The following is a 23,622-nucleotide window of genomic DNA, read 5'->3' as shown; positions in this document are numbered from 1 at the left end:
AGGAGAAGGCCGGCCAATTGACGGCCCGCATGCGCCGCCCCATCATGGCCGGACTCAAAATGCGCTTTCCAGGAGGTCATCCATGCGGTCCGCGCTCGTCCTGCTTGTCCTCTTCTCTGCCGCGTCCCTCGAGGCCGCGGAGAAGAAACTTAACGTGCTGTTCATTGCGGTGGACGATCTTCGTCCCGAGCTGGGCTGCTACGGCACTCCGATCATCAAGTCGCCCCATATCGACGCCCTCGCCGCGAAGGGAATGGTGTTCGAACGGGCTTACTGCCAGCAGGCGGTCTGCAGCCCGACGCGATCGTCACTCCTGACGGGGCGACGGCCCGACACCACGAAGGTGTACGACCTGGTGACCCACTTCCGCCGCGCCCTGCCCGATGTCGTGACGCTGCCGCAGGCGTTCAAGGACGCTGGCTGGCACACGCAGTCGTTCGGCAAGATTTACCACGGCGGATATGACGACCCCGCTTCCTGGACTGACGCCGCATGGTTTCCCGGAAAGAGCAACCGGAAGACCGCACTGCTCGATCAGGATGCCGAATTCGGCGACCTGCAATTCGTGACGGCTCTGCAGAATCAGCAGGGACAGCGCCGCCGCAATGCCCAGAATCAGCAGAACCAGGAGAAGATCGAGCGAGATCCGAAGACGGGCCTGATCCTGAAAGGAAATCGCAACAACCGCGGCCCCAAAGGGGTGGCGTTTGAGGCGAGTGAAAAGGGAGACAGCGAGCTGGCGGACGGCATGATTGCCGACGCGGCCATCGCGCGGATGCGGGAGATCAAGGATCGCCCGTTCTTCCTGGCGGTCGGCTTCATGAAGCCGCATCTGCCGTTCATTGCCCCGAAGAAGTATTTCGATCTCTACGACCCGGCCACGATCCCGATGGCGAAGTCGAAGTCGCTCCCCACAGGGGCGCCGGAATACGCAGGCAACAACAGCGGCGAACTTCGCGGCTACACGAACATTCCCGACGGCAACGAGCCGATCACCGATGAACTGTCCCGTGAGCTCAAGCATGCCTACTACGCGGCGACGAGCTACATGGACGCCCAGCTGGGGCGCGTCGTCGCGGAACTTGATGCTCTCGGATTGCGGGAGAACACGGTCATCATCCTGTGGGGCGATCACGGCTGGAAACTGGGGGACCACGGACTGTGGTGCAAGCACTGCAACTGGGAGCCCGACACCCGCTGCGCGCTCGTGATGAGCATGCCCGGCCAGACGACTGCGGGGCAGAAAACGTCGGCGCTCGTCGAGTACGTCGACGTGTTCCCGACGCTGTGCGACGTGTGCGGGATCGACCTGCCGGAAGGCCTCGAGGGAACGAGCTTCGCGCCGCTCCTCAAAGACCCGAAGCAGGCCTGGAAGTCGGCCGCCTTCAGCCAGTACCCGCGGGCGAAGAAAATGGGTTACTCGATGCGGACAGCCCGCTACCGCTACACCGAATGGCAGGAAGACGGCAATGCCGTCGGCCGTGAGCTGTACGATTACGAAGCCGATCCGAATGAGACGGCAAGCATCGCCGACCGCCCCGAGAATGCGAAGCTCGTCGAAGAGCTGAGCGCTCAACTCAAGGCCGGCTGGAAGCAGGCGAAACCCAGGTAACGCCTGCTCCGCACCCGCCCGAGCGACCATCGTTCGACCGTTGATCCGGTTCCCGTTGAGGTCCATTCATGGTTCCTCCCGGGTCAACGACGTCGTGATTCTTTCACCCTGACCAGCGGTTCTTCATGTCGGCGTCGTCTTCTTCCTCCCCTGCACCGCTCGTCATCGGGCTGGGCGAAGCTGTGTGGGACCTGTTCCCCGATTCCCGCCGTGCGGGGGGAGCGCCGGGGAACGTCGCCTACCAGGTTCAACAGCTGGGAGGTCGCGCGCTGGTGGCGACGCGGTTTGGACGCGACGAAGCGGGCCAGGCCCTTGCCGATCATCTGGCTGGCGAAGGGCTCGACCTGAGCCTCGTTCAATGGGACGAAGCGCTGCCGACCGGCGCCGTGACGGTGCATCTGGAAGATCCGGCCCATCCGCACTACACGATCCACGCGCCGGCCGCCTGGGACAACCTGGAAGCCACTCCGGCGCTGCTGGACGCGGCCCGGCGTGCAGATGCCATCTGCTTCGGCACGCTGGCTCAGCGGGATTCCCGATCACGCGAGACGATTCACCGGGTGCTGGCGGCCGCGGGGCCGCGCTGCCTGGTCGTCTATGACATCAACCTCCGGCAAACGTACTACGATCGCGAATGGATCGAATGTTCCCTGGCGGCGTCGAAGATCGCAAAGCTGAATCATGACGAAGTGGCGATCATCGCGCCGCTGCTGGGGCTGCCTGCGCGTCCGGCCGATTTCGCCCGGGCGCTGCTGGAAGGGACCGCGGTCGAGGCGGTCTGCGTGACGCGGGCCGAGGAAGGCTGCCTCGTGGTGACGCCGGGGGAGACGGTCGACATCCCGGGGGAACGGGTGGACGTGGTGGATGCGGTCGGATCGGGGGATGCCTTTTCCGCGGCGATGATCATGTCGCTGTGTCGGGGATGGAGCCTCGAAAAAGCGGTCCGTTTCGCGAACCGGGTCGGCGCGCTGATGGCGACGAAACCGGGGGCGACTCCCCGGATTGCGGCGGAATATGCCGAGTTGTGGAAGACGTTCGGACGTTCTTGACCGAACGGACGATCGCGAAAATTGACGATCAGCGGGTTCTGCCTTAGAGTGTCCCGCTCGACACCGGCCGCAGGGCTGGCGTTCAGGTCTCCGTAGCGCAACTGGATAGAGCGTCGGCTTCCGAAGCCGAAGGTTGGAGGTTCGAATCCTCCCGGGGACATTCGACAGGTCGGGCAGTGGCGCCGAAGCTGGCGCGTCACCGCCGTTCCTCAAGGCCTGTCAATTCTGGAACGGATCGGCGATCGACAATCCTCTCGCCGTCTTCCGGAACTCTCTTTCAGACGGCGACTTGAGCCGATTTCCGCCTCGAGGCGGCCCACGTTGATCGACGCCCGTTGGCCCTCGCTTCATGCCTTCGCAAGCGCGGCACCGTCTTGACAAAGTTTTGATAACTCCGGGCTGCTTCTGATCCCCTTTTTAATGCGACTTCGCATTGAATTCCCTCGATGACTTTTCATCGGAGAGGAATTCCCAATGGATCTTGCCTGGCTGCTGGCTGCGACAGCCTTCTTCGCCATCACCCTGATGCTGCTTCGGTTTGTCGACCGGCTGCGGACGGAGGACTAACCGTGGACGTCAATACCCTGATTTCACTGGTCGCGGCCGTCCTGCTGGCGGCGTACCTCACGGCGGCCCTGCTGTTGCCGGAGAACTTCTCATGACTGTTTCTTCCTTCATTCAAGCGATCCTTTTCCTCGGTGTCCTTGGCGCCTGCGTCAAACCGCTCGGGCTTTACATGGCCCGCGTGTACGCGGGCCACGGCCATGCCCTGACCCGGGCACTCGGATGGGTCGAACGTGGCGTGTATCGAATCTGTCGTATCGTCCCGCAGGTCGAAATGACGTGGCGGCAGTACGCCGGCGCGGTGATGATGCTGAGCCTCGTCAGTGTGTTTGCCGTTTACGGGCTGCAGCGGCTTCAGGCGGTTCTCCCGCTCAACCCTGAGCAGTTGGGAGCGGTGTCGCCCGACTCGTCGTTCAACACAGCCATCAGTTTCGTCACGAACACGAACTGGCAGGGCTACGGCGGCGAATCGACCATGAGCGCTCTGACGCAGATGCTCGCGCTGACGGTTCAGAACTTCGTCTCGGCCGCTGTTGGAATGGCGGTGCTCATCGCCCTGATCCGCGGCTTCACTCGCAATACCGTCGGCACGATCGGCAACTTCTGGGTCGACCTGGTCCGCGGGACTCTTTACATCCTCATGCCGCTGTCGGCCGTCCTGGCGATCGCCCTGGTCTCCCAAGGCGTTGTGCAGACCTTCAGCTCTTACCGCGATGTGACGCTTCGCGAGCCGGCCGTGGACGCATCGGGCAAGAGCATCGTGGCACAAAAGATCGCAGTCGGTCCGGCCGCGTCGCAGATCGCGATCAAGCAGCTGGGCACGAACGGCGGCGGCTTCTTCAACGTGAACTCGGCCCACCCGCTCGAGAACCCGACGCCGCTTTCGAATTTCCTGCAGATGGCGGCCATCCTGCTGATTCCCGCCGCCCTCTGTTACACGTTCGGGGAGATGGTCGCCGACCGTCGACAAGGCTGGACAGTGCTGGCGGCGATGACGGCCATTTTCATCCCGCTGCTGTTCTTCGTGATGGCAGCGGAACAACAAGGGAACCCCGCGCTGTCGCCATACGGCGTGGACCAGGTCGCCTCGGCAACACAGGCCGGCGGCAATATGGAGGGTAAAGAGACGCGGTTCGGAATCGCGAACTCCGCCCTCTGGGCCGTCACGACCACGGCCGCTTCGAACGGCTCCGTCAACGCCATGCACGATTCGTTTACCCCGCTCGGCGGGCTCGTGCCGATGTGGCTGATGCAGCTGGGAGAGGTCGTCTTCGGAGGCGTGGGGTCCGGCCTGTATGGGATGCTCGTGTTCGCGATCATTGCGGTGTTTCTCTCGGGACTGATGGTCGGGCGGACTCCGGAATACCTCGGCAAGAAGATCACGGCATTCGAAGTCAAGATGGCGGTCCTGGCCGTGCTGTTTCCCTGCACGATGGTGTTGCTGGGGACGGCGATCGGCGTCGTCTCGGCCTCGGGGCGGAGCACGATCTTCAATCCGGGCGCTCACGGATTCAGCGAGGTGCTGTACGCGTTCTCGTCCGCCGCAAACAACAACGGCAGTGCGTTCGCGGGTCTGGGGGCGAACACGCCGTTCTACAACGGACTGTTGGGGCTGGCGATGCTTGTCGGCCGGTTCTGGGTGATGGCGCCGGTCCTCGCGATCGCAGGATCGCTGGCGTCGAAGAAAGTGATCCCGGTCGGCGCGGGAACGCTGCCGACACATACACCTCTGTTTGTGGTCCTGCTGGTGTCGGTTGTCCTGATCATCGGCGCCCTCAGCTTTTTCCCGGCACTCGCCCTCGGGCCGATTGTCGAGCACCTGATGCTGCCCACCGCGGCCATGAGTCACTGAAATGACCAGAACTACCACTCGACTGTTCGACAAAGCTCTCGTTCTCGATGCGATCGTCGCTTCATTCCGCAAGCTGAATCCAAGGGTCCAGCTACGGAACCCGGTGATGTTTGCCGTGTACCTGGGAAGCATCCTGACGACGCTGTACTGGCTGCGATCGTTCACCCAGTCGTCCACGGAATCGACCGGCTTCACGCTGGCGGTTGCGATCTGGCTGTGGTTCACCGTCCTGTTCGCGAATTTCGCAGAGGCCATCGCGGAGGGCCACGGCAAGGCGCAGGCTGCTTCACTCAAGAAGAGCCGGACGTCAGTTCCGGCCCGCCGCCTGACCGATCTCAAGTCGCGAGCGGCGGTCGAAGTCGCTGCTCCGGACCTGAAGGTCGATGACCTGGTCCTCGTCGAAGCCGGTGAATCCATTCCGGCGGACGGCGAGGTGATCGAAGGTGTGGCGTCCGTCGATGAGAGTGCGATCACGGGCGAAAGCGCTCCCGTCGTGCGCGAAAGCGGCGGCGACCGCAGTTCCGTCACGGGAGGAACCCGTGTGATCTCCGACTGGCTGATCGTGCGTGTGAAAGCACTCCCCGGCCAGAGCTTTCTCGACCGCATGATCGCGATGGTCGAAGGAGCGAAACGGCAGAAGACTCCGAACGAGATTGCCCTCGCAATCCTCCTTGCGGCCCTGACGCTGATCTTCCTGCTGGTTGTTGCGACGCTGCTTCCATTTTCGATGTGCGCCGTGCAGACATCGGGACAGGGGCAGGCCATCAGTCTCACCGTGTTGATTGCGTTATTCGTCTGCCTGGCGCCGACGACGATTGGCGCCCTGCTGTCAGCGATCGGCATCGCCGGGATGAATCGGCTCAGCCAGGCCAACGTGATCGCGATGTCGGGCCGGGCGGTGGAAGCGGCCGGCGACGTCGACGTCCTGCTGCTCGACAAGACCGGGACGATCACGCTCGGAAACCGCCAGGCGACCAGGTTTGTTCCGGCTCCGGGGATCACGGACCGTGAGGTTGCCGAGGCCGCGCACCTGGCTTCGATGGCGGATGAAACGGCTGAGGGGCGCAGCATCGCCATCCTCGCGAAGAACCTGTTCGGCCTCCGGGGCCGGGACCTCGAACAGATCCAGCCGCATTTCGTTCCGTTCTCCGCCCGCACCCGAATGAGCGGCGTGTCGCTGGATGGATCGGAGATCCGAAAGGGAGCAGCGGAAGCCGTGGAATCGCACGTCAAGTCGCTCGGCGGCTTTCTCCCCGATCAATCGCGGGCGGTCGTTCAGCAGATTGCGAAGTCCGGCGGGACGCCGCTGGTGGTCAGTCGCGACGCGAAAGTCCTGGGCGTCATCGAGCTCAAGGACATTGTGAAAGGCGGCATCAAGGAGCGTTTCGCGGAACTGCGGCAGATGGGGATCAAGACAGTGATGATCACCGGGGACAACCCATTGACGGCGGCCGCGATCGCTGCCGAAGCCGGAGTCGACGACTACCTGGCGGAGGCCACGCCTGAAGCGAAGCTGGCGCTCATTCGCGATTACCAGAAAGGTGGACGGCTGGTCGCGATGACGGGTGATGGAACCAACGATGCGCCGGCCCTCGCGCAGGCGGACGTCGCCGTGGCCATGAACAGCGGCACGCAGGCGGCGAAGGAGGCCGGCAACATGGTCGATCTCGATTCCAATCCGACGAAGCTGATCGAGATCGTGAATATCGGCAAGCAGCTCCTCATGACCCGCGGTTCGCTGACGACGTTCAGCATCGCGAACGACGTCGCCAAGTATTTCGCGATCCTGCCAGCGGCGTTCGCCGCGACTTATCCCGCGCTCAAGGCGCTGGACCCGATGCGGCTGACGTCGCCTTCGAGCGCCATTCTGTCGGCCGTCATCTTCAACGCCCTGATCATCATGGCGCTCGTGCCTTTGGCGCTGAGAGGAGTGAAATATCGGCCGGTCGGCGCGGCCCAACTCCTCCGAAACAACTTTCTGATTTACGGCCTGGGTGGACTGATCGTCCCCTTTGTCGGAATCAAGCTGATTGACATGGTGCTTTATGTCTCCGGTCTCGCATGAATTCGTTTCGTCGTATCGTCTCCCGGAGTTCTCCGTGATCGATCTTCGAGGTCGCTCGCAGGCATCCCGGTTCGCCGCTCAGGACGCAAAGACGGCGACACTGAGGAGTCCTTCGCGAATCATGAGGCAACTGGTTATCGGAACTGCGTTTGCGATTCCGGGAGCAGTCGCCGGGTTGCTGGTGGGGCTGTTCCCCCATCCGGTGGTGAACGCAGCACTCGCATTGATTGGCGCCATGGCCGGAATGGCGATCGGCGCCTGGATTGAAAGAAGGTAATCATGTTTCAGCAGTTACGAACGGCGATCAGCATGCTGATCGTGATGACCGTGATGACCGGCGTCGTCTATCCCTTGTGCGTCACCGCCGTCGCGCAGGTGGCCTTCCCTCACGAGGCGAACGGCAGCCTGATTCGCGAAGGGGCCGACCTCGTCGGCTCGGAGTTGATTGGCCAGAACTTCTCGCAGCCCCGGTACTTCTGGGGCCGGCTCTCGGCGACGGCCCCCGTCCCGTACAATGCCGCGGCCTCCGGCGGGTCGAACCTGGGCCCCCTGAATCCTGCTCTGGTGGATGCCACACGCGTGCGAGTCGACGCCTTGAACGCCAGCGAACCTTCGACGCGTCTGATTCCCGTCGACCTCGCGACGGCCTCGGGGAGCGGACTCGATCCACACATCTCACCCGCTGCGGCGGAGATTCAGGTTCGGCGCGTGGCGGTCGCCCGTCGTATGGCCGAACACGACCTTCACTCGCTCGTTGTCGAGTTCACCGAAGGCCGACAGTTCGGCCTCCTCGGTGAACCTCGCGTGAATGTCCTGAAGCTCAACCTCGCGCTCGACCGGATGTCGGCGGGGAGTCGTTCCCGGTGAGCGACATCGAGCGTCCGGTCCCGGATGCATTGCTCTCGCCGGTTCATTCGGCCGCTGCCGGCCTCCGGCGCGGGTCGCTCAAGGTCTTTTTTGGGTACGCGGCAGGCATCGGCAAGACGTATTCGATGCTGGAGGCGGCGAAGAAAGAAGTCGCCGCAGGACGCGACGTCGTCATCGGCTACGTCGAGCCGCATGCCCGCCCGGACACCCAGGCGATGACAGCCGGGTTCGAATCGCTTCCGGTCAAGGAGATCGAGTACCGCGGCGTTACTCTCCGGGAGTTCGACGTCGACGCGGGGCTGGCCCGCCGACCGGACATCCTCCTTGTCGATGAACTGGCCCACACGAACGCGACGGGATCGAAATACGAAAAACGCTGGCAGGACGTCGACGAGCTTCGTAACGCGGGCATCAACGTCTGGACGACACTCAACGTTCAGCACATCGAAACCCTGAACGACGTGATCGGGCAGATCACCGGGGTGATCGTCCGCGAGACGATTCCCGACCGCGTGTTCGACTCGGCCGACGAACTCGAACTCGTCGATCTCACGCCCGAAGAACTGCTGGAGCGACTTCGGGACGGCAAGGTTTATCTCCCCCAGCAGGCTCAACACGCTCTCCAGAAGTTCTTCCAGAAAGGGAACCTGACCGCCCTGCGTGAACTCTCGTTCCGGCAGGCGGCGCGGCGCGTGCATACCGATGTCGAGACGGCCCGCCGTGAACGCTCGGCCCGGCAGCCGTGGGCGACGGCCGACAGACTCCTGGTGTGCGTCGGCCCCAGTCCGACAACTGCGCGCGTGATCCGCACGGCCAGGAGAATGGCGACAGCACTGGATGCCCCCTGGGTGGCGGCGTCCGTCGACCTCGACGGCCAGCCGCCGAGCAGTCCGGTCCAGCAGCAGGTGGCAGAACATTTTCGACTGGCCGAACGTCTGGGCGCCGAGACGGTCACACTGGCCGGAACGTCGATGGCCGCAACACTGCTGGATTATGCCCGCACACGGAACGTCACGAAGATCCTGATCGGCAAGACGCATCAGCCGCGCTGGCGGCGATTCCTCTTCGGATCGCTCGTCGACGAAGTGCTCGAGCAGAGCGGCTCGATTGACGTCTATGTGATCCACGGCGAGCAGGAAGAAAAGGCGTCACCGCCGGCGTTCGTTCCCGGCCGGACGATCCGGTCGATGGGATACCTGTGGTCGACGATCGCCGTTCTCGCGGCGACTCTGATCGCATTCGGGCTGCGAAGCTTTCAATTCGCAGAGTCCGAGGCCAACACGGTGATGGTGTTTCTTGCGGGCGTCGCCTGGGCCGCGTTTCGGCATGGACGGGGGCCGGCGATTCTCGCCAGCCTCCTGGCCGTGCTGATCTTCGATGTCTGCTTCGTTCCGCCGTATTACACCATCGCGGTCTCCGATTCGGAGTACGTCATCACCTTCGCCGTCATGCTGGTGATCGGCGTCCTGGTCGCGACGCTGGCAGCGAGACTCCGATCGCAGATTGAAAGCTCGAGACTCCGTGAGCAGCGGACATCAGCCCTGTATGAACTGGGCAGGCGACTGAGCTCCGTCTCCGGGAACGCCTTTCTCGTTGCGACGGCCGGCACAAGGCTGACGGAGCTGGTCGGCGGCGAAGTCGCCATTTATCTGCAGGCCGGCGATCGCGGCCCCGAGCTCGAATTCGGAGCGAACTCGACGATCGCCCGGCATCCGGTCAGCCTGCCGGCCGCCAGATGGGTCATCGATCACGATCAGGTCGCCGGCGCGACGACCAACACGCTCCCGAATGCGGTCGCGCTGTTCATGCCGGTCGTCGGCTCGCAGAAAACACTCGGAGCCCTGGCATTTCGCGTCCCGGAGATCGGCCGTCTGCTCGCCCCCGATCAGCGGCAGATGCTCGAGGCCTGTGCGAGTCAGCTCGCCCTGGCGCTCGAGCGGGACCAGCTCGCCGTCGAGGCCGCGGAGGCCCGCATCGAGGCCGAGAAGGAAAGCGTGAGGAGCAGTCTGCTGAGCAGCGTTTCGCATGACCTGAAAACGCCGCTGGCGGCGATCGCAGGAGCGAGCGGGAGTCTTCTCGAGTCGGAAGGCCTCGACGAACCAACGCGGCGGGAGCTGGCGGAGACGGTGGCTGAAGAGGCGTCGCGTCTGAACCGTCTGCTCGAAAACCTGCTGCAGATGTCGAAATTGGAAGCCGGCGCCGCCGCTCCGAATCGGCAATGGCATGTGCTTGAGGAAATTGTCGGATCCGCCCTGCACCGCATACGGCGCGAGCTGGCGGACCACGAAATCCGTGTCGACCTTCCGGGAAACCTGCCGCTGGTTTTCGTGGATGGACTGCTGCTGGAGCAGGTGTTCGTCAACCTGCTCGAGAATGCCGTTCGATACACACCCGGGCAAACACTGATCACCATCGTCGCCGCCGTCGATGAGAACTTGCTCCGTATCGTTGTCGCGGATACGGGCCCGGGAATTCCGGCAGGGGCCGAGGAACGAATCTTTGACAAGTTCTATCGAGCGGCAGGCCGTGCGGACGGCGGCCGGGGCAGCGGGTTGGGCCTGGCAATCTGCCGGGCGATCATCCAGGCGCACGGCGGACGGATCAGGGCCGCCAACCGTGCCACCGGCGGCGCGGAGTTCACGATTCAGCTTCCGTTGCCCGAGGACAGGCCGCAGGTGAATATCACGGGATGAGCATGTCGGACGGCGATCACCACATTCTGGTCATCGAGGATGAGCAGCCGATCCGTCGGCTCCTCAAGGCCTCGCTCGGCGCGGAGGGATATCGAGTCAGCGAAGCGTCGACGGCTCAAGACGGCCTCCGAACAGCGACCAGTCTGCCGCCCGATCTGATCATTCTCGACCTCGGACTACCGGATCTCGACGGCCAGGAAGTCCTTCAGCAACTCCGCGACTGGTACACCTCGCCAATCATCATTCTCTCGGCCCGCGATCAGGAGCCTCAGAAGATCAAGGCTCTCGACAACGGCGCCGACGACTACGTCACGAAGCCATTCGGCACGGGCGAACTCCTCGCCCGCATCCGCACGGCCCTGCGACACTCCTTTCGTGTCGAGAATGAAGCGACAAAAGTGCGGATTGGAGACATCGACGTCGATCTCGCAGCCCGGATGGTCACGAAGAAAGGAAAGCCCATCCATTTGACGCCACTTGAGTACAAGCTCCTCGTGACGATGCTCAAGCACGCCGGCAAAGTGCTCACACACCGCTTCCTGCTGCGGGAAGTGTGGGGGCCTCTCGATTCCCACGAGAATCACTACCTGAGAGTGTTCGTCGCGGGCCTGCGCCGAAAGCTGGAGGACGATTCCGCCCGCCCGCGACTCATCCTGACCGAGCAGGGCGTCGGCTATCGATTGTCCGCCGATTTGAGCTGACGCGCATGGGCACAGATTTCCCTCCGCGATGAATCTCCCGCAGTTTTCTGTAAGTTCCGGCCTGCTGGCGTGACCAATTCTGCGGAAGCAGGTCTCGCATTGTCTGATCACGAACAAAAAGCATTGTTCACGGAATGGCTGAACGAGCATCGCTCGGCGGTCATGAAGGTGGCGCGCGCGTACACGCTCTCCACAGAGGACTGCCAGGACCTCGCCCAGGAGATCCTGCTCCATGCGTGGCGGTCGCTGCCGACCTTCGAAGGCAAGTCGCAGGCGGCGACGTGGTTCTACCGGGTGGCTCTGCACACCGCGATGAACTGGCGCCGCAAGGACCAGCCGCGACGGATCAGACAGCAACCGTTTGTCGAAGTGCATGCCGTCACCGTCGGCCAGTTCGAAAGCAGCGAACAGGCCGAGCAGCGGGAGACGGTCGAGCAGCTCTACCACGCGATTCAGCAGCTTCCAAAGGCCGATGCCGCCCTGGTGCTGCTGTACCTCGACGACTTGAGCTACCGGGAAATGGCGGATGTGCTCGGAATCTCGGAGACCAACGTGGGGGTGAAGCTGAACCGGGCCAGAAAAGCGCTGAGCGCCCTGATGAAGGAGAAATCGTATGGCTCCTGATCCGCTCCAGCAGGCCTGGCAGGCCGAGTCGTCCCAGCCGCAGATGACCGTCGATACGGACCGCCTGTTGAAATCGGTCCACGATTCCCAGGCCCGGCTTCGCGCGACGATCCTCGGCCGCGACATCCGCGAAGTCGGAACGGCGCTCGTGATGGTCCCCCTGTGGATCATCATGGGCTACTTGCTGTCTTTGCCCTGGACGTGGTACCTCGGAGTGCCGGCCTCTCTGTGGGTGGCCGGATTCATTCTCATTGATCGAAAGCGTCATCCGCAGAGAGCGGTGACGGCGGATGAGCCGCTGGTCGAGAGTGCCCAGGAATCGCTGCGGCAGGTCGAGCACCAGATCTGGCTGCTCAGGAACGTCTTCTGGTGGTATCTGCTGCCGTCGGCCGTCTCGATTTCGGCCTTCTTCGCCCAGGTGTTCTGGTCGACGTGGAGGGCATCGCCTCCGACGGAGGGACTTGAGACGGTGATTGCCGTCGGCTGCTTCATTTTCATTTTCGCCGTTCTCTTCGGCGTCTATGGCTTCATTTATTTCATCAATCAACAGGCCGTCCGGTTGCAGCTGGAGCCGCACCGCCAGGAGCTGCTCAGGCTGCTGGCGAGCCTGAATGAGGAATCGGCTGACTGCGTGGAAGGCGAATACCCGTTTCTTACGGGTCCTGATCTCTGCGTGGCCTCGCCCCGGCGAATGGTCGTGGCCGGCCTCGTTGCCGTCGCCGTCGTGCTGGCGACCGTCTCCGGGATTCTGTACCTGGGGCACAGGGTCGACGAGCATTTCAATCCGAAGAAGTCGCCCTTCGCTGCGGTGCGCTGGCAGCAGTCGCAGCCTGAGGTGAAGGTCGGGGAGGAGTGGTTCACGCTCGTCTCACTCGACGGCCTGTCGGCCTCGGACATCGTGGAGTTCAGCCGGCGGACCTACCGCGACCTGTGGCAGAAGCGGTTTGAAGAAGACCTTGTCGACGTGCTGACGGGAATGGGCCATCGACCAGGCAACACCGTTCGACTCGTCGTAACACCGATCGGATCGCAGGAGACGCGGACGCTTGAGGGCGTTCGCATGACGCGGGCAAATCGTGACGCAATCTGGAACGCCGGTCGGGGCCGTGTCCGGCAGGCCCCGGTGCCGTCGGCGACGCACAGTTCCGTCCACACCGGCGATGCTGACGAGCCGTTGACGAAGCTGGTCGTCCGCTTGCGAAGCGAGAAGAAACTCGTGGGGCTGGCAGCGATGGTGATGGTCGACGGTCGGATCGTCGCCGCTGCAGCTGACGGGGAACGGAAGATCGGAAGCGGCGTGTGGGTCGAAGCGGGAGATCGCTGGCACCTTGGGGGGCTCACCAAGCCGATCACGGCAACCATGATCGCGAGGCTGATCGAATCGGGCCGGATGAAATGGTCGGAGACAGTCGGCGAGCGTTTTCCGGGTGCGACCATCCACGACGACTGGATGCCGGTCACGGTCCATCAACTGCTGACAGACAGCGCCGGGGCGCCGGCAAGCTTCTCTCGCGAAATCATGCTGAAGAAGCCCGCTCTCGGTCCCGAATCAACGGCGGCCCGCCGGGAGGCCGTGCTGCAGGTGATCGCCGAGAAACCGGTTTTCCCGCCCGGCCAGCGGTCAGCGTATTCCAACGTCGGGTACACAATCGCGGGGGCAATGGCCGAAGCGGCGACCGGAGAGCGCTGGGAAGACCTCGTCCGACACGAAGTGTACGAGCCCCTGAAACTCGCCGATGCTGGCTTCGGTCCCCCGAGAAGCGACGACGCGCTCCTCGAGAATCCGCAGGGACACCTCGCCCGTTCGGGCGTGAAGGTCGCGTTCGGAGACATGACCGACAACACGTTCATCATGGGGCCCGCCGGCATTGCCCATATGTCGCTGCGCGACCTGTGCACGTTCACAACCGAGCACCTCCGAGGTGAGTCCGGAATGGGACAGTTGCTCCCGGCCGACGTTTACAAGCGACTGCACACCATCGAACTCAACCGTTACGCCTGCGGATGGCTGAAGAAGGAGCCCAGCGCCGAGATCCCTCACGCGCTGTACTGGCACAACGGGTCCAACACGATGTGGTACGCGCTCGCCGTGTTCATTCCCGAAAAGAACATGGTGGTCGCCGTCACGTCGAACGACGGAGATACAGAGAATGCCGAAGCCGCCGCGTGGGGGATCGTGAAGGCGAGCATTGGCCTGTTCGGCGCGGGAGTTTCATCGACTCGCGATCGCATTGAGGCCCTGGTGGATGATGCGATTTCCGGACGATGACCTCGGGGGATCACGGCCGGCGTGTGTCGTGACGACTCACATCGAGTGCAGGGTCGGGGCTCAGTCCGTCAAGCTTCCCATCACGACCTGAAGGCGGTCGAAATTCGATCACGATCCTGCGCTCAGGTTCCAGTTCGTGAAACAGACTTTCGTAGTCATCGCTGGCGCCGTGCGGGCCATGCATCGTGAAGACCCACTTCCCGCCGGGACGGGATTCGAACTGCTCGAACGTGCTTGTGACCCCCACCACGTCGCGAGGTGTTCAGGATTCTTGACCGCCGCGAGGATCCGCTGCGGGGTGGCGGAAAGCGCCTGCATAAAAGGGCTTCGCCCAGTGGAAGGCCCGGCGTTTTTGCGGGGCGGCCTGGGCTCAGCGACCTGAAGGTCGGTGAAACGATTCGAGTCTGATTCGGATTACTTCTTTCGGATCTCGATGTGGGAGGCCAGTGGCGTCCCCACCTGTGAAACGCATTCGTACCCCAGGGCCTTGAGATCGACCCCTTCGAATAATCGCTCACCGGAGCCGAGCAGGATCGGGGAGACTGCGATATGCAGGGAGTCGATCAGCCTTTCGCGAAGGTATTGCTGAATCGTCGATGCGCCGCCGCCAATCCGGATGTCCTTCCCGTCGGCCGCGTCCCGCGCTCGCTCCAGCGCCTCGTGAATCCCGCCGGTGACGAAATGGAACACGGTCCCTCCCTCCATTTCGAGAGGCGCCCGTGCATGGTGCGTGAGTACGAACACCGGGCAATGATAGGGCGGATTCTTTCCCCACCATCCCTTCCACGACTCATCAGGCCAGGGGCCGCGAACTGGGCCGAACATGTTGCGGCCGAGAATCCACGCGCCGAGGTTCTCAAACCCGCGGACGGCGTAGTCGTCATCCACGCCGGTCGATCCCCCCTCCTTCCTGCTCATCTCGTGAAACATCCGCGTTTCGACGAGCCAGGCGTGGAGCGCTTCCCCACCGATGCCCAACGGGGTTTCGAGGGTCTGATTCGGGCCTGCACCGAATCCGTCCACGGAAACGGTAAAACTCTGAACACGCACTCGAGACATCGTCGGCGTCCTTCGAAGGTTCGTTCCGTGCAGGTTCCGCATCCCGGCAAAACCGGAGCGGGGTCGACCAGTTCAGGCGTTCTTCGCAACCCTGGCATTTCTCTCGGCGATCAGCTGATTGACCGTTTCATCGGCCGGGCGGATCTCGAACGGGCCCATCTTCACGCCCGGGTGCTTCGACATCAGCGAGATCGCGTGATTGAGGTCTCGGGCCTCGAGCAGCAGGATGCCGCCGAGCGTCTCCTTGGTTTCCGCGAACGGGCCGTCAGTCACTTCAACCTGGCCATTCTTCGTTCGAAGGGTGACGGCGTTGCGGGCACTGTCGAGCGCTTCGCCTCCGATGAAATGACCGCCCCGCCGCAGTTCGTCGTCGTAAGCGAAGCACTCCTCCATCATCCGCTGCGCCTCGGCCTGCGGGAGCGTGGCCCATTTCGACTCATCAATGAATCCCAGGCAGACGTATTTCATTCGATTTCCTCTTCCAGAACGGATTTGCGGACAGTGCTGACCGGACTGACTGCCGGCCATTTTCAACCACTTGTCGAACCGGGAATGCCCGAATCGACAGCACCGCCGAACTTTTTCAGGAATCGGTCAGATCCCTGATCCGGCCTGCCAGAAACCGCTTCTCCGGTTCGAGCCGGGCCAGTTCGAGAGCGACGCGAAACGCGGCCAACGCCTCGATAGGCCGCCCCGCCCGACGGAGAAGTTCGCCCCGGGCCGAGTGAGCGAATTGATACCCGGCCAGGTCGCCCCGCCCGAGGATGACATCGATGATCGAGACCCCGGCATCGGGGCCATCCCTCATGGCGATGGCGACCGCACGATTCAGTTCCACGACCGGCGAAGGATCGATCCGCTGCAGGACCGAGTACAGCATGACGATCTGGTTCCAGTCTGTCTGTTCGGCCGTCGGCGACTCGGAATGAATGGCCGAGATGGCCGCCTGCAGCGTATAGGCGCCGAATCGACGCGAACGCAGTGCCTGTTCCACGAGGGCCGTCCCCTCCGCAATCAGCGCGCGGTCCCAGAGCGATCGGTCCTGGTCTTCCATCAGGATGATTTGTCCATCGGTCGAAACGCGGGCCATCCGTCGCGATTCGTGAAGCAGCATCAGCGCCAGCAAACCTTTGACCTCAGGATCCGGAAGCAACTCCAGCAGCAGGCGCGCCAGGCGGATCGCCTCGGCCGTCAGGTCGACGCGGATGAGCGAGTCTCCCTGCGAGGCGGCGTAGCCTTCGTTGAACACGAGGTACACGGTGGCCAGCACGGCGTCGAGCCGTTCGGGCAGCTCATTGAGGGACGGAACCGCGAACGGGATGCCGGCCTCACGGATCTTCGCCTTTCCGCGGACAACGCGCTGCGCCATCGTGGCCTTGGAGATCAGGAAGGCGCTGGCAATTTCTTCCGTCGTCAGGCCGCACACCTCACGGAGAGTCAGCGGCACCTGGACGTTCGACTCGATCGCGGGATGGCAGCAGGTGAAGATCAGTCGTAATCGGTCATCTTCAATCTCCGCCCCGGCACGGGCGGCATTTGAATCGGCCACGTCGTCGAGGCGGGCTGCGATCTCGGGCTGGAGGTCCCTGAGACGCCCCTGGCGGCGCAGTGCGTCAACGACCTTGAAGCGGCCGGTCGAAATCAGCCACGCGCGCGGATTCGCCGGCACGCCATCCTTCGGCCACGTTTCCACGGCGGCTGCGAACGCCTCACGCATGGCATCGTCCGCCAGCTCGAAATCGTGCAGCAGCCGAACGAGAGTCGCGAACACGCGCCGCGACTCGGTGCGGTAGAGTGTGTCGATCAGATTGGTGACGTCGGAGGTCGCGTCGCTTGAGAAGTTGCTGGGATTCACTGGCAGGATGGAGCCATTCCGTTCGAGTTGGGTTCGGCGAGCCACAGTTTCGCAGGTTCGCCGCGCCAAGGCTCGACACAACCCGGGGACTCTTCTAGTGTCGGCCTTCCCCGCTGGTCAGGAAATTCCAGGCCGACTTCCCCGCCCCGGCCGACACGCATGTCGCAAGATCCATTTCTGCAACTCGGTTCGGTCGGACGCTGTCAGATCGTCTCCCGCCTCGGCGAAGGGGGAATGGGAGTCGTCTATCGCGGGCATCACAACGACCTCGATCTCGACGTCGCCATCAAGTTCCTGCATCCGCACCTTGTCCAGCGCGGTGATTCGGCCGATCGTTTTCTGCGCGAAGCACGCCTCGCCGCGAGGCTCGCGAGCCCGGGTGTCGTGCGGGTCTTCGACTGTGGTGAAACGGCCGGCCATTACTACATGGTGATGGAACTGGTCGAAGGACGCAGCCTGCTGGACGTCATCAAGGAAGAGGGTCCTTTTCCGGTCGACCGGGCCCTCGGCATCGTGGAATCGGTCGCCGGAGCCCTGCGCGATGCACTCGACCAGGCCGGCCTGATTCATCGCGACATCAAGCCGGCCAACATCCTGATCACCAACACGGGCCACACCAAACTCGTCGACCTGGGCTTGGCGAAGATCGTTGCGGCCCGCGAGATGCTCACCGCCCACACCGCGGCAGGAACGGCGCTCGGCACGCCCAACTACATGCCGCCCGAGCAATTCCTCGACGCCAGCAGCGTCGACCACCGGGCCGACATCTTTTCGCTCGGCGCGACGCTCTACCACATGCTGTCCGGCAAGCCGCCGTTCGATGGCGATTCGTTCTTCGCGATTCTCAAGCGTGTCGAAGAGTTCGAGGCCGATCCCCTTCCGTCGCATGTTCCGCTGGCGGTCGAAGAACTCGTGGCCCGCATGCTGGCCAAACGCCCGGAGCAGCGGGTTCAGACTTATGCGGAGCTGGTCGAGGCGATCCACGGGATCAACCGTCCGCCTTCGTCGGTTCAGTCCGAGCCCTCGGCGGTGCATTCGATCACGCACACGTCATCGATCATTCCGGCCGTCAAGATCGCGGGCCGGGCCCTGCGTCCCGCGACTCCCGCGGAGAACCGCGTGCTGCTGATCGTCGACATCCAGAACGACTTCTGCCCGGGGGGCGCGCTGGCCGTTCCCAACGGCGACCGGGTCGTTCCACGCATCAACAAACTCGCGCGCAAGTTCGCGCATGTGATCCTGACCCAGGACTGGCACAACGAAGATCACCTGTCGTTCGCCTCATCGCATCCGGGCAAGAAGGAAATGGATCGGATCGAGCTTCCGTACGGCTCACAGATCCTCTGGCCCGACCACTGCGTCCAGGGGACCGAGGGGGCCGAGTTCCACCCCGACCTCAAGATTCCGCACTGCGAGCTTGTGATCCGCAAAGGCTACCACCACGAGATCGACAGCTATTCCGCCTTCTTCGAGAACGACCGGCAAACTCCCACCGGCCTCGCCGGCTACCTTCGCGAACGGGGGCTGACCCAGCTGTTCGTCGTCGGTCTCGCAACCGACTTCTGCGTGGCCTACACCGCTATCGACGGACGCCGTCTCGGCTTCGACGTCACGGTGATTGAGGACAGCTGCAGCGGCATCGATATTGATGGATCGCTCGAAGCGGCCTGGCAACAGATGCTGGAAGCCGGCGTCGTCAGGGCGTAACGCCGTCCTGCCCGCCGCTGCTGGCGGAAGGATCCGCGCTGGCTGACGCCAGGCCGCGACCACGAACGTGATCACTGGGCAGATCCCGCACGGCGCCGCGCGCCCATCGACAACTGCGCATCATCGACTCCGCCGCGCACTTCGGTGAGAATGACGTCGAAGTCCTGTCGGCCCCATTGGCCACAACCGTTGATGTCGACGTCTTCCCCATCCGTGTCCACCTCCCGGCGTCTTTTCCCGACGCCCTTCCCCCGTTGCAGGAGTCGATCATGACCTCGTTGCGGCGATTACTGCTGTTCACGATCCCGCTCCTGCTCTTCGCCGTCAGTCCCGCGGCCGACGACAAGCCCACTGCGGATGAGCAGGCGATTCAGGACGCGGCGGTCAAATTCGTCGATGCGTACAACTCGCACGACTTCGCGGCGATCGCGACGTTGTTCGATCCGAACGCCCGGCTGGAAGAGGCCGATGGAACGGTCATTGCCGGAGCGGAGGCGATACAGAAGGGGTTCCAGGCGACGTTTGAGGCAGACCCCGACGCCAGGATCGGCCTCGACATGGCATCGCTGACGATGCTCACCCCCGACATTGCTGTGGAACAAGGGGCGACCGAGTTCTATCCCGATGGGGAAACTCTGACATCGCGCGGACGGTATCAGGTCGTCCATCAGAAGAAAGATGGCAAGTGGCGGATGATTTCGGTGCGTTCCCTCGAGAAAGAGGTCCTCAGCAACTACGAGTACCTCTGCCAGCTGGAATGGCTCGTCGGTGACTGGGTCGATGAAGGCGCGAACGAAACGGTCGAAACAACGTTCCGCTGGGATGACGACCGGAACTTCCTGCTCTCTGACTTCCAGGTGAAGCGGGGCCGCGAAGTGCTCGCAAAAGGAACGCAGCGCCTCGGCTGGGATCCCCAGAAGAAGCAGATCCGAGGCTGGGTCTTCGACTCGCAGGGAGGCTTCGCGAATTCGAGATGGCTGGAGACTGATGGCTCTTGGAGCATCACCACGACGGGAGTTTCTTCTGACGGTGCGAACACCTCGGAGACCCGCACACTGGTCCCGGGCCAGGACCGCGTCGGAGTGCGGATCTCCAACCGGGTGATTGACGGCGAACAGCAGGCCGACATCGAGTTCATGATGGTCCGCCGCCCTCCGGCGCCTGCCTCAAAAGCGCTCGCCCCCTCCACAGTCGCGAAGTAGTCGCGGCTCGCATTCGCACATCGCTCAAACAGGAATTCTTCCATGTCGACTCGTGCAAAACGATTGTTGATCGCGATTCCCCTGTGCTGTCTGGTGGTCGGAACGGCCGAGGCGTGGGCCCGAGGCGGATTCGGAGGTGGACGTGGCGGTGGAGGTGGAGGTGGCGGCTTCCGAGGAGGCGGTGGAGGCGGCGGCGGGATGCGAGGGGGTGGCGGCGTCAGCCGGGCTCCTTCCGTAAGTCGGCCCAGTGGAGGCGCACGGCCGAGCGGAGGAGCACGCCCCAGCGGAAGCGGTGCGAGCCGACCGAGCGGCGGCGCATCGCGTCCCACTTCTCCTTCGCGACCGAGTGGAGGCGCGGGAGCGGGAAATGTGCGATTGCCGAACGGATCGACGCGGCCTGGCAGTTCGGCCCGGCCGCCCGCAAATATCGCAGGTGGCGGACGGCCTGGTGGGGCCGGAGGCACGGGTCCCGGCGCGGGACGCCCTCCGATTAACACCGCCCCGGGTGGCGGCCGACCCGGAACCGGTGCTCCCGGAGCCACACGACCTGGCGCGGGACGTCCGGGCATCGGCAGTCCCGGTGGAGCGGGCATTGGCGGGAGCGGACGTCCTGGAGGTGCAGGAGGTGTTGCGGGTGCTGGAGGCCCTGGTGGTGTGGGACGCCCCGGCAGCGGCGGCGGTCGCCCGGGAGGTCCGGCCTCCGGATTGAGACCCACGACCTTGCCCGGACTGGGCGTCGGCGTGGGGGCCGGACTGGCCGGTGCGAGTCAACTCCCCGGAAACCGTCCCAACTGGAACAACGGCCCCGGTTCGCGCCAGAACTACATGAATGATCGCATCGCCAACCGGCAGGATCGGGCCGCAGGCCTCGAGGACCGGATGCAGGGCCGGCAGGACAATCGCCAGGCCAACCGGGAAACGCGGCAGGGTGACCGTCAGAACAATCGCCAGGAACGACAGGACAACCGGGAGGATTGGTCAGAAAACTTCTGGGACAATGTGGATGACGCCTATCATGACCACTGGCATGGCGACTACGGCGACTACTGGGACCACATGTGGGAATACCACCCGGTCGCGTCCGCATTCGCTGTCACCGGCTGGGGCATCAACCGGATGAGCTACTGGTTTGGCTATGGCGGCGGTTATGCCAACCCGTACTACGGCGACAGCGGCAGCTACGGCGGAGGGGGCTCCTACGACTACTCGCAGCCCCTGCCGACGTATGAACAGGTCACCATGCCGGCGGAAGCCGCCGCGCCGGCCGAAGCGGTCGCCGCGGAACCAACAGCCGGCGAAGTCACCCCAGTGGAGAAGGCCTACGATGAAGCGAAGCAGGCTTTCTACGAAGGGGACTACGTCCGGGCACTCGAACGGACGAATGCCGCACTGGTGATCGCCCCCTACGATGCCGCGCTGCACGAATTCAAAGCCCTCACGCTGTTCGCATCCGGAAAGTACCACGACGCGGCCGCCACGATTCACACGGTCCTGGCGGTCGGCCCAGGCTGGGATTGGACGACCTTCATCAGCCTGTATCCGAACGTCGACACCTACACGGCGCAGCTCAGGGCGCTGGAGTCGGCCGTCACCGCCAATCCCAAGGCGGCAGACCTGCACTTCCTGCTGGCGTACCACTACATCACCTGCAGCTCAACGAACGATGCCGTGGCGCAGCTTCAGGAAGTGGCGGAACTGGAGCCAAAGGACACGGTCGCCCTGCAGCTTCTGCAGATGATCGGCGGACCGGCCTCACTGCCGAAGTCCTCCTCAGGCCAGGCTCCGCCGAAAGCAGCGCTTCCGGCCGACGCCACGGCGATTGCGAAGAACGACCTCGTCGGGAACTGGAAAGCCAAAGGTGGCGGTGATGCGACCTTCGGCCTGAAGCTCGCTGACGACAACACGTTCGCCTGGACATACACCGACAAAGGAAAGTCGGAAACGATCGAAGGCGTTTACGGTGTCGAACAGAACTCGCTCGCACTGCAGCCCGACGCGGGGGGCGTGATGGTGGCCGAGCTTTCGCCGCCAAAGAACGGGAAGTTCCACTTCCTTGTCGCCGGCGGACCGCCGGGAGACAAGGGTTTGGAGTTCTCAAAATAGGCCGAGGAGAACCCAGCTCCCGCCGGCGCTTCGCCGGCGGGAGCTTTTTTTTGTGATCCGGCGCGACGACGGACAACCCGGACAGAGGGGGTCACGCCAGGAAAGACGCCGCCGGTGGATTCACCAGAACATGCCCAGCCGCATGCCGAACACGCTTGCCCGGCTCGATCCGGTGGCATCGAGATCAGGGAATGCGAGCGTGTAGTCGAGCATCAGTCTCATCCGGTCCGCCAGATACCAGTTCACGCCCATGGTGTACTGATGGAGTTTGACGCCCGTCGCGGCCGCCGGGAGGTTCGAACTGTCAAAGTCGAGCGTCGCGACCCGGAATGTTGCTTCCCACGCGCCGATTCCGCGGTCGCGTTTCTCTTCCGACGAGGAAAAGTCGGCGATGACTGGATGCAGCACGGTCACCGCACCGAAGACGCCCGTGTCGCGGTGGTATCCGCGATGCTCGCCCGTCAGAAAGTACCCCACGTCGAAGTGGGAGCCGTGCAGGAAGACGTCGTCGCCCACGTCCTGATTGATCAACGCCCCGTACCACTCGGCCTGGCTCCACAGCGATCCATAGACGCCTGCCCATTGGAGGTTCAGCACCTCGGATGATGCGGCTGCGAAGCTCAGCGTCGGAACGAAGGGAGAGTCGGTCGAATCGCCGAATGACAGCAGCGGAGACCGCGGCCGCTGGTTGATGACGATCAGGGAGTCATTCGCAATTCGGACGGTCGCGGCAACCCCGAGATGCAGCAGGCGAGTGTCGTCTTCGTCAGCGATCGGAAGGGCCGTTGCGCGAACGGTCATGTCTGTCGTGCTTCCCGGGCCGAACTCCACATCGGAACTATCCGTGCCGGACTGAAAGGCGCCGCCGGCGATCGTCCACCGCTGCTCGGCGCCATTGATGCGGTACACGGCTCCCCAGTTCCTCGCAGGATCCAGGACGTTCGCTGGAGACCTTTCCAGAAACGCAAACGAGTTGGCGCTGGTGCCACCCTCAAGACTGAACGGCTCGCGAAAATGACCGGCCTGAAACTCACCCGCATTTTTCACATCGCCGAGTGCGATGTAGCCGTCACGCAGCACGACGTCGCCGCTGGCCAGGTCGATCTCGATGAGATAGCGACCATTCTCGGACAGATCTCCATAGGCTCCGACTCGGGCCCGACGCAAGCCGACCGTATCAGCAAAGTGACCGAAGTCGGTCCCGTTGTCCGCATCCTGGTCGGCCCACAGGAAGTCCGCGTCAATCCGTCCGCGAAGATGGATCGTTGGACCGCTCGCGGCCGTGGTGTCCTGCTGCGCGTCGGCGCGCACCGTCGCAATCAGCAGAACCATGCAGACGACGGTTCGGCGCAGGGAGTGAGGATGTGCGGAGATCACTCTCACCGGCTCGGGAACCCCTG

20 protein-coding genes, 1 tRNA gene and 1 pseudogene are annotated in these 23,622 nt (G+C 63.5%); 17 read left to right on the top strand and 5 right to left on the bottom strand.

Annotated elements, in window-relative coordinates:
- Positions 1–82 precede the first annotated feature (82 nt).
- The 12 genes from Pan44_RS25295 (at position 83) to Pan44_RS25245 (ending at position 14,296) form a co-directional block, all read left to right on the top strand.
- On the top strand, positions 83–1,612 hold the full coding sequence (locus Pan44_RS25295) for a sulfatase (RefSeq protein ID WP_145034516.1): 1,530 nt from the start codon (positions 83–85) through the stop codon (positions 1,610–1,612).
- A gap of 125 nt (positions 1,613–1,737) precedes the next feature.
- On the top strand, positions 1,738–2,661 hold the full coding sequence (locus tag Pan44_RS25290) for a carbohydrate kinase family protein (RefSeq protein ID WP_145034515.1): 924 nt from the start codon (positions 1,738–1,740) through the stop codon (positions 2,659–2,661).
- Positions 2,662–2,747: 86 nt separating this feature from the next.
- Positions 2,748–2,821 (top strand) — tRNA-Arg (locus Pan44_RS25285).
- Between the two features lie 409 nt (positions 2,822–3,230).
- Positions 3,231–3,323 carry a potassium-transporting ATPase subunit F gene (locus Pan44_RS25280; RefSeq protein WP_145034514.1) on the top strand — a complete coding sequence of 31 codons (93 nt, stop codon included), beginning with the start codon at positions 3,231–3,233 and terminating at the stop codon, positions 3,321–3,323.
- Positions 3,320–5,077, top strand: a complete 1,758-nt coding sequence (kdpA, locus tag Pan44_RS25275) for a potassium-transporting ATPase subunit KdpA (RefSeq protein WP_145034513.1) — start codon at positions 3,320–3,322, stop codon at positions 5,075–5,077. The genes Pan44_RS25280 and kdpA overlap by 4 nt, the downstream gene beginning before the upstream one ends.
- 1 nt (position 5,078) lies before the next feature.
- A complete protein-coding gene (kdpB, locus tag Pan44_RS25270) occupies positions 5,079–7,142 on the top strand; it encodes a potassium-transporting ATPase subunit KdpB (RefSeq protein WP_145034512.1) in 2,064 nt (687 codons plus the stop codon).
- 121 nt (positions 7,143–7,263) lie between these two features.
- On the top strand, positions 7,264–7,419 hold the full coding sequence (locus Pan44_RS27650; protein ID WP_197453647.1) for a hypothetical protein: 156 nt from the start codon (positions 7,264–7,266) through the stop codon (positions 7,417–7,419).
- Between the two features lie 2 nt (positions 7,420–7,421).
- A complete protein-coding gene (gene kdpC, locus Pan44_RS25265; protein ID WP_145034511.1) occupies positions 7,422–8,009 on the top strand; it encodes a potassium-transporting ATPase subunit KdpC in 588 nt (195 codons plus the stop codon).
- The gene (locus Pan44_RS25260) at positions 8,006–10,702 is read left to right on the top strand and encodes a sensor histidine kinase (RefSeq protein WP_145034510.1); all 2,697 of its coding nucleotides are present in this window, start codon (positions 8,006–8,008) and stop codon (positions 10,700–10,702) included. The genes kdpC and Pan44_RS25260 overlap by 4 nt, the downstream gene beginning before the upstream one ends.
- Positions 10,703–10,704: 2 nt before the next feature.
- Positions 10,705–11,403: a response regulator gene (locus Pan44_RS25255; RefSeq protein WP_145035185.1), complete on the top strand. Its 699-nt coding sequence runs from the start codon at positions 10,705–10,707 to the stop codon at positions 11,401–11,403.
- A 99-nt stretch (positions 11,404–11,502) separates the two neighbouring features.
- Positions 11,503–12,027, top strand: coding sequence for an RNA polymerase sigma factor (locus Pan44_RS25250; protein ID WP_145034509.1), 525 nt, complete (start codon positions 11,503–11,505; stop codon positions 12,025–12,027).
- A complete protein-coding gene (locus Pan44_RS25245) occupies positions 12,017–14,296 on the top strand; it encodes a serine hydrolase domain-containing protein (protein WP_145034508.1) in 2,280 nt (759 codons plus the stop codon). The genes Pan44_RS25250 and Pan44_RS25245 overlap by 11 nt, the downstream gene beginning before the upstream one ends.
- A gap of 10 nt (positions 14,297–14,306) precedes the next feature.
- On the opposite strand, the gene Pan44_RS28440 is transcribed toward Pan44_RS25245, so the two are convergent.
- From Pan44_RS28440 to Pan44_RS25225, 4 genes are all read right to left on the bottom strand, one after another.
- Positions 14,307–14,543, bottom strand: a complete 237-nt coding sequence (locus Pan44_RS28440; RefSeq protein WP_197453646.1) for an SRPBCC domain-containing protein — start codon at positions 14,541–14,543, stop codon at positions 14,307–14,309.
- A gap of 167 nt (positions 14,544–14,710) precedes the next feature.
- The gene (locus Pan44_RS25235; protein WP_145034506.1) at positions 14,711–15,355 is read right to left on the bottom strand and encodes a dihydrofolate reductase family protein; all 645 of its coding nucleotides are present in this window, start codon (positions 15,353–15,355) and stop codon (positions 14,711–14,713) included.
- 72 nt (positions 15,356–15,427) lie between these two features.
- A complete protein-coding gene (locus tag Pan44_RS25230; RefSeq protein WP_145034505.1) occupies positions 15,428–15,823 on the bottom strand; it encodes a YciI family protein in 396 nt (131 codons plus the stop codon).
- Between the two features lie 115 nt (positions 15,824–15,938).
- On the bottom strand, positions 15,939–17,159 hold the full coding sequence (locus Pan44_RS25225; protein ID WP_145035184.1) for an RNA polymerase sigma factor: 1,221 nt from the start codon (positions 17,157–17,159) through the stop codon (positions 15,939–15,941).
- 210 nt (positions 17,160–17,369) lie between these two features.
- On the opposite strand from Pan44_RS25225, the pseudogene Pan44_RS28435 reads away from it, so the two are divergent.
- The 5 genes and pseudogenes from Pan44_RS28435 to Pan44_RS25200 all read left to right on the top strand — a co-directional run.
- A pseudogene (locus Pan44_RS28435) lies at positions 17,370–18,104 on the top strand (serine/threonine-protein kinase); the annotation flags it as partial.
- Between the two features lie 195 nt (positions 18,105–18,299).
- Positions 18,300–18,917, top strand: coding sequence for a bifunctional nicotinamidase/pyrazinamidase (pncA, locus tag Pan44_RS28430; protein ID WP_390620656.1), 618 nt, complete (start codon positions 18,300–18,302; stop codon positions 18,915–18,917).
- A gap of 269 nt (positions 18,918–19,186) precedes the next feature.
- A complete protein-coding gene (locus tag Pan44_RS25215; protein WP_145034503.1) occupies positions 19,187–20,119 on the top strand; it encodes a YybH family protein in 933 nt (310 codons plus the stop codon).
- A 526-nt stretch (positions 20,120–20,645) separates the two neighbouring features.
- Positions 20,646–20,828 (top strand): hypothetical protein, encoded by a 183-nt coding sequence (locus Pan44_RS25205; protein WP_145034502.1) that lies wholly within the window; start codon positions 20,646–20,648, stop codon positions 20,826–20,828.
- Entirely contained in the window at positions 20,825–22,222 is a 1,398-nt protein-coding gene (locus tag Pan44_RS25200) for a tetratricopeptide repeat protein (protein ID WP_145034501.1), read from the top strand. Before Pan44_RS25205 ends, Pan44_RS25200 begins: the two co-directional genes overlap by 4 nt.
- A gap of 120 nt (positions 22,223–22,342) precedes the next feature.
- Here Pan44_RS25200 and Pan44_RS25195 read toward each other — a convergent pair whose 3' ends face one another.
- Complete coding sequence (locus tag Pan44_RS25195; protein ID WP_145034500.1) at positions 22,343–23,554, bottom strand: OprO/OprP family phosphate-selective porin; 1,212 nt, start codon at positions 23,552–23,554, stop codon at positions 22,343–22,345.
- Positions 23,555–23,622: the final 68 nt, after the last annotated feature.

The sequence above is a fragment of the Caulifigura coniformis genome (assembly GCF_007745175.1).
Taxonomy (GTDB): domain Bacteria; phylum Planctomycetota; class Planctomycetia; order Planctomycetales; family Planctomycetaceae; genus Caulifigura; species Caulifigura coniformis.
This window is presented reverse-complemented; position numbering and strand designations above follow the sequence as displayed.